This window comes from Sphingomonas sp. 28-62-11 (assembly GCF_002278865.1).
In the GTDB taxonomy this organism is placed as follows: domain Bacteria; phylum Pseudomonadota; class Alphaproteobacteria; order Sphingomonadales; family Sphingomonadaceae; genus Sphingomonas.
The window spans coordinates 62,573-69,050 of record NZ_NCGB01000011.1 but is presented as its reverse complement, the minus strand read 5'-3'; the positions used below and the strand labels follow the sequence as shown (position 1 = coordinate 69,050).

6 protein-coding genes, 1 tRNA gene and 1 pseudogene are annotated in these 6,478 nt (G+C 60.3%); 5 read left to right on the top strand and 3 right to left on the bottom strand.

Annotated elements, in window-relative coordinates; translation table 11 throughout:
* Position 1 precedes the first annotated feature (1 nt).
* Positions 2-88: transfer RNA gene (locus tag B7Y49_RS05130), tRNA-Ser, on the bottom strand.
* A 133-nt stretch (positions 89-221) separates the two neighbouring features.
* On the opposite strand from B7Y49_RS05130, the gene hspQ reads away from it, so the two are divergent.
* Entirely contained in the window at positions 222-602 is a 381-nt protein-coding gene (gene hspQ / locus B7Y49_RS05125) for a heat shock protein HspQ (protein ID WP_374126497.1), read from the top strand.
* Between the two features lie 85 nt (positions 603-687).
* Here hspQ and B7Y49_RS05120 read toward each other — a convergent pair whose 3' ends face one another.
* A complete protein-coding gene (locus B7Y49_RS05120; protein WP_374126496.1) occupies positions 688-3,300 on the bottom strand; it encodes a TonB-dependent siderophore receptor in 2,613 nt (870 codons plus the stop codon).
* A 260-nt stretch (positions 3,301-3,560) separates the two neighbouring features.
* On the opposite strand from B7Y49_RS05120, the gene rplU reads away from it, so the two are divergent.
* The 3 genes and pseudogenes from rplU to B7Y49_RS05105 all read left to right on the top strand — a co-directional run bounded on the left by rplU (position 3,561) and on the right by B7Y49_RS05105 (position 4,871).
* Positions 3,561-3,929: a bL21 family ribosomal protein gene (rplU, locus tag B7Y49_RS05115; RefSeq protein WP_374126495.1), complete on the top strand. Its 369-nt coding sequence runs from the start codon at positions 3,561-3,563 to the stop codon at positions 3,927-3,929.
* Between the two features lie 25 nt (positions 3,930-3,954).
* Positions 3,955-4,131 (top strand): annotated as a pseudogene (gene rpmA, locus B7Y49_RS05110) (50S ribosomal protein L27); the annotation flags it as partial.
* A 185-nt stretch (positions 4,132-4,316) separates the two neighbouring features.
* Positions 4,317-4,871 (top strand): GNAT family N-acetyltransferase, encoded by a 555-nt coding sequence (locus B7Y49_RS05105; protein ID WP_374126494.1) that lies wholly within the window; start codon positions 4,317-4,319, stop codon positions 4,869-4,871.
* A 65-nt stretch (positions 4,872-4,936) separates the two neighbouring features.
* On the opposite strand, the gene B7Y49_RS05100 is transcribed toward B7Y49_RS05105, so the two are convergent.
* Positions 4,937-5,806: a metal-dependent hydrolase gene (locus B7Y49_RS05100; RefSeq protein WP_374126493.1), complete on the bottom strand. Its 870-nt coding sequence runs from the start codon at positions 5,804-5,806 to the stop codon at positions 4,937-4,939.
* Positions 5,807-5,875: 69 nt separating this feature from the next.
* Here B7Y49_RS05100 and B7Y49_RS05095 point away from each other — a divergent pair, with 69 nt between their 5' ends.
* The gene (locus tag B7Y49_RS05095) at positions 5,876-6,475 is read left to right on the top strand and encodes a TetR family transcriptional regulator (protein ID WP_374126492.1); all 600 of its coding nucleotides are present in this window, start codon (positions 5,876-5,878) and stop codon (positions 6,473-6,475) included.
* Positions 6,476-6,478: the final 3 nt, after the last annotated feature.

Here is a 6,478-nt window from a genome sequence, read left to right as displayed (position 1 = left end):
GCGGAGAGGGTGGGATTCGAACCCACGGTGAGCTTGCACCCACGCCGCATTTCGAGTGCGGTACATTCGACCACTCTGCCACCTCTCCGCGAGGGAATCTCACGCCCGCCATTCAAATAAAATGGTGCCGCGGATCGGTCGAAGGCGGGCCTCTAGCCCAAACATTCCGGTGTTACAAGCATGCCGCTTGTGCAGCGCGCAACAACCACTAGATTGTATCTATGCATCGCACTCACATCCCCACCCTCCCCTCCGATTCCAGCATCGTGCTGCCCCCGGTCTCCCATGCCAGCTTCGCCATTGGTGATGTGGTGCGGCACCGTGTGTTCGATTTCCGTGGGGTCATTTTCGATGTCGATCCGGTCTTTGCCAACAGCGAAGAATGGTATGATGCGATCCCGCTCGATATCCGCCCGCGCAAGGACCAGCCTTTCTATCACTTGCTCGCCGAGAATGTGGAGAGCAGCTATGTCGCCTATGTCAGCCAGCAGAACCTGGTGCTCGACGATAGCGAGGAGCCGGTCGATCACCCGGCGATCTCAGGCCTGTTCACCGATTATGTCGATGGCCGCTACAATTTGCGCCGTGAGCACCGCCACTAGAACCAGTTAGATCAACGCAAGACAATCGACCGAATAAAAAAAGGGGGCCTCGCAGCCCCCTTTTTCTGTGTTGGTGACCGATCGATCAGAAGCTGGCAGAGATACGGCCATAGAGGAAGCGCCCGTTGAACCCGAAGGGCGACAGGTTCGAATAGGGCAGGAAGAACCCGTTCACGCCGAACACGCCGCCGGCGGGCACGCGATCCGGATAGGTATCGAACACGTTATCAGCACCCACCGCCAGCTCGATGCCCTGATACACCTTGGCGCGGATTTCGACGTCGCTCACCCATTTCGGCGACAGCGTGAAATCGGCTGGCCCTGCGCCTTGGGCGACGGCGAGATTCGTTGAGGTGCCGGCGACAAAGACCGAACCAAAGCGATTGGTGCGGAACGTGGCCGAGAAGCGATCAAGGCTCCAATCCACCGACAGGTTCAGCTTGTCCTGTGGCTGACCATCGGTGAGGCGGAACGATTCAGCGCGACCGAACAGGGTCAGACCTGGCAAGGATGGCAACGTTGCCCGGCGGGTGATCGTGGTTTCGTTATAGTTATACCCAGCAGTCAAACGGAAGAGGCCCAGCCCGAATTCCGGAACTTTATAGGTTGCAACAATGTCGACGCCCTGGGTCTTGGTATTGACGCCATTGACGAAAAAGCGTGCCGACGTGACGTTATTGATGCCTGCCGCTGTGAGAATGCCGACCACCGCAGCGCCCTGAAGGTTTTCGGTCAACACCACACGATCGCGGATTCGGATGTTGTAGTAATCGGCAGTGAGCGAGAAGCCGTCGAAGGGGTTCAAGGCAAAGCCGCCACCGAAATTGGTGGCCTTTTCCGCTTCAAGTTGGCGCGACCCAAGCGCCACGGCAACTGGGTCGGAAACCGGGAAGGTACCGATTTCGATCAGCGTCCCGTTGACGTTGTTGGTCGATGTGGTCTCGAAGAATTGCTGCGCAAGGCTCGGCGCGCGGAAACCAGTCGAGACCGATCCGCGGATCGCATAGCCAGGCAGGAATTCCCATCGCCCGGCAACCTTGCCGTTCACGGTGCTGCCAAAATCAGAGAAGCGTTCGTAGCGACCGGCAACCTGCAACGTCAGCGTCTTGGTGATGCTGGTGTCGATTTCGCCGTAGAAGGCAAAGCTGTTGCGCGACACATCGACGGCATTGTTCGGGCGGAAGCCCGGAAACACCTGCGCGCCGCCGGCACCGTTGAAAGGTGCTGCAGAGAAAGGTCCGTTGATGAAGCTTGACACTGACCCGGCGCGGATCTTGAAATTCTCATCACGGAATTCACCGCCAACCGCGATGCCGAAACTTTCGACAAAGCCGACGTCGAACCGCTTGCTGAGATCGAGGTTCACCACCGTCTGCCCAGCAGCGATGCCGCCCGCATCGAACACCCGGGGGCTGTTGATCCCGCCCAGCGAGACGTTGAAGCTGTTCGACACGATGTAATCGAGCTGGTTCGATCCATAGACAACCGACAGATCGGCTAGAATGCCGCTGCCAATGTCACCCTTCAGTCCTACCGCACCGGCCACATCTTCGATCTGCGAATTGATGAGCGGCAGGAAACCATCGGCATAGAAGGGAACGAACGTCGTGGTCGAAGCGGCGAAATCGCGGTTGCGGGCATCATTGGGCCGGCGGAAAAACCCAGCACCATTGCCGTCGCGAATGCCATAGCTGCCAAAAGCATACAGCTCGACATCCGGCATCAAATCATAGCCGCCATTGACGAAGAAGTTGAAGTCTTCGACCTGGCCGTCGCCATAGCGGTGGTTGAACCGGTTAATCGTCAATTCGCGTGGATCACCGATGGTGGCATACTGGCGACGCGGATCGGCGGCCGACCGGTTGGTTGGGTCACGGTCACGAAACTGGCCCGAAAACACCAGATAGCCGTCATCACCGACAGGCAAGCCGACCCGCGCGGCGATGGTCAGCGTATTGCCGTCGCCAACGGTCTTGTCTCGGCCTGTATCGGTCAACGTCAGCAAATCATTGTTGCCGCCGCCCGCCGTGGCAATCACTGGGAGGCCATTAGGGCCGGTCAAGACGCCCGTCACGTCGGGTACACCATCCAGCGTCGTGATGTATCGGCCATAGGTGACCAGCGTCTGGACGCCTGCCTTCTTGTTCAGCTGGATGTTGATGACACCCGCAATCGCGTCCGACCCATATTGCGACGATGCGCCATCGCGCAGCACTTCGATCCGTTCGATCGCAACGGCTGGAATTTGGTTGAGATCGACCGCCGACGACCCGCGCCCGACCGATCCGTTGAGATTAAGCAGCGCCGACGTATGGCGGCGCTTGCCATTGATCAGCACGAGCGTCTGGTCAGGCGCCAAGCCACGCAGCGTGGCGGGACGCAACGAATCGGTCCCGTCGGTGAGTGACGGCTGCGGGAAGTTGAACGAAGGGACCAGCTGGTTCAGCAGCTTGTTCGTTTCGGTTGCGCCACCTCGGGTTAGCTGTTCGGCGGCGATCACGTCGATCGGAACGGTGCTGTCAGCAGCGGTGCGACCTGAAAAGCGACTGCCCGTAACAATGATCGCGGGGTCGGCAGGCGCTTCTTCTTCGGTCGCAACCGGATCGCCGGGTGCCGTTTGTGCATAGGCAGGCGCCGCCAGCAACATAGCGAGCGCCGACGCCGAAATCGCCAGACGGGTAAGGTTGTGAGTACGCATCTGATTCCCCCTCGGAAAATAATAATCTTGCGACATCTGCCGCATAAAAATGATCATATCTCAGCAGTTCAGCGTAACAATGCTACGCAGTTAACCGTCATACGAATGTCATTCGGCTGTTGCTGCAAAGCAACATAGGACAATCACTGACAGGCCAATCCGCTCTGTGGTTGACAGAATCAGCCTCGTCGCATAATTCGCCCCTCTTTCCGCGCCGGTCCGCCGTGCGTGGGGTGATCTATTTGAAAGAGATTTTAGCCATGTTCGCAGTCGTGCGCACGGGCGGCAAGCAATACCGCGTTGCCGCTGGAGACAAGATCGTCGTCGAAAAGCTCGACGGTGAAGCCGGTGCGTCGATCACGCTCGGTGATGTGCTGCTCGCAGGCGAAGGCGCCGAGCTGAAGTCAGTCGAAGGCTTGACGGTTGCTGCGGAAATCATCGCGCAGGCGAAGGGCGAGAAGGTCATCGTCTTCAAGAAGCGTCGCCGCCACAATTATCGCCGCCGCAACGGCCACCGCCAGCAGCACACGATCCTGAAGATCCTGAGCATCGGCGCTGCCGAGGAAAAGAAGCCCGCCAAGGCCAAGAAGGCAGCGCCCGAAGGCGAAGCCCAGAGCGCCGAAGCGTAAAAACGAATCCTGAGGAAGACAGACAATGGCACATAAGAAAGCAGGCGGCTCTTCGCGCAACGGTCGCGACTCAGCAGGCCGTCGCCTTGGCGTGAAGAAGTTCGGCGGGCAGGAAGTCGTCCCCGGCAACATTCTCGTGCGCCAGCGCGGGACGAAGTTCTATCCGGGCCGCAATGTCGGCATCGGCAAGGATCACACGCTCGAATAACATCGGGTGACCAACCGGGTTACCCACCAGGGTGATCCGGGGTGCCGCGCAGGCGGCACCAGCCAAACAAGGGAGCCGGGTCCACCCAGGCTCCCTTTTTTCTTGCTCCCTCAACAGCTTTGTCGCGCAACCGTCATCCCGGCGTGCGAGCGGCAAGCCGACCGACGAGGAGAGTTAGGATGTTCGCTCGGACCCCCAGATTGACGCTGCGCCCCGGCTGGCCGGAGGATGCGGCTGTGCTGACCAACGCGATTGCGCATGAAGCCGTGGCGTTCAAGCTAGCCACGCTGCCTTGGCCCTACAGCGTCGATCATGCCGCCGAATGGCTAAAGCGACCGCAGGGACGGCGCGACCTGACGCTGCTCATCATGGCGCATGAAGGTCCCTCCCCCCGCCTGATCGGCGCGATCGGGATTCATCCCGATGCCGAAAAGGGCGGGCACGAGATCGGCTATTGGTTGACCCCCAATGCGTGGGGCCGCGGTTATGCAACTGAGGCTGGTCGCGCGATGCTGGGGATTGCCCGCCACGCGATGGGGCTGAAGCGGCTGAGGTCGGGCTATTTCATCGACAACCCCGCATCGGGACGCGTGCTGGCGAAGCTCGGTTTCCACACGACAGGCGTCGAAATGCGTCACTGCCTGGCGCTCGGCATCGACAAGCCCTGCGCGACGCTGGAACTCGACCTGTCCGAAGAGGGATCGTGTGAAGACCCGGAGCGTATGGCAGCGTGACATAAAAATGCCGTTCGGGCGGGGCGATGCCCTGCCCGAACGGCTAAACGCAGCGACCGAAGGGGTCAGGCCGCTGCCAATTCCCTGTCAGCGCGCGGGAGCACCGCCGCTTCATAATCGCTTTCGGCAAGCGCAATCAGTTTGCGATCGTCATGGTTCCACGGATGAAAACCGGGGAGGAAAAACGAGAACCATGCCCCCATTACCTTGCGGCCCATGCCGGGGTTGCCGAACACATACCAGGCAAGCTTTGCCCAGACGACGGGGCCGGTCAGCCCGTCCTGCCGCAACAGTTCGAGCATGCCTTTGCGGCGCCCTTCAAAGAATTTGAACGTCGTCAGCAGCATCACGATCGCTTTGACACGCCAGCGGGTGAAGCGCGGCCAATCACGCGTGGCATGCAGCCAAGTGTCATAGGCGACGCCCTTATGCTCGATTTCCTCGGCGGCGTGCCAGCGCCACAGCGCGACCGGCTGCTGCTCACCGCCCGCCAGATGCGCGGGCGTGGCGATCAGTTCATGCGCGATGATTGCGGTGAAATGCTCGAGCGCCATGGTCGCGGCAAGATTGGCGATCGGCGGACGGCCCTTGGTGAGCGCAAGCGCCTCGTCGACATGGCGTTCGAGCAAGGTGACGTCATAGCCCTGATCGACGACATGACGGTTGAACGCCACATGCTCGCGCGTGTGCATCACTTCCTGCTTGATGAACGCGTTGATCTCAGCATTCAGCTTGGGCGGCGTTCCCTCGCGAAACTGCCGGACGCTGTCGATGAAATAACCCTCACCCTTCGGAAATGTTACCGACAAGGCGTTATAGAAGGCAGTGGCATAGGGATCATTATTCAACCACCAGCGACCCATTTTCTGGGTGCGGCCAAAACGCAGATCGCGCGGCGTGATCGTCAAATCATCAGGACTGGTTGCTTTCGCCACAAAAACCTCCGAACAGAATGACTCTGGGTTCTCAACTTACACTCATGTCAATAGGTCGTACTTACACTCGTGTCAATAGCCCGCCGCCGTCTCTCCCCGGAAGAATCACGCGACAATGCGCTGGATGCGGCGCGCGCGCTGCTGCTTGAGGCAGGGCCACAGGCGGTGACACTAAAGGCAGTCGCGGCCCGCATCGGGCGGACGCATGCCAATCTGCTCCACCATTTCGGCTCTGCGGCGGGGCTGCAAAAGGCGCTGATCGCCAGCATGGCCGGCACCATTGTCGATACCATCGCTGCCGCCGTCATGCGCGCCCGCACGGGCGATCATGATCCGCGCGAAGTCGTCGACTTGACGTTCGATGCCTTCGGGAAGGAAGGCGCTGGCGCGCTTGCCAGCTGGATGATCCTGTCGGGCAACGAAGACGCGCTCGATCCGATCCTGGAGGCGATCCACGGCCTGGTCGATCAGCTGGCCGAGGATAAGGACATGCACGGCCCTGCCCTGCACGAAGAAACATTATCGCTGGTGCTGATGGCGCTGGGCGATGCCCTGTTGGGCGGCCCGATGGCGAATGCGCTCCGCCTGCCGCGCAGCATGGCACGCGCGCTGGCGGTGCGTCAGCTTACGGCATCACGGCTGGCGGCTGGGTTGCCGGTAAAGACCTGAAAG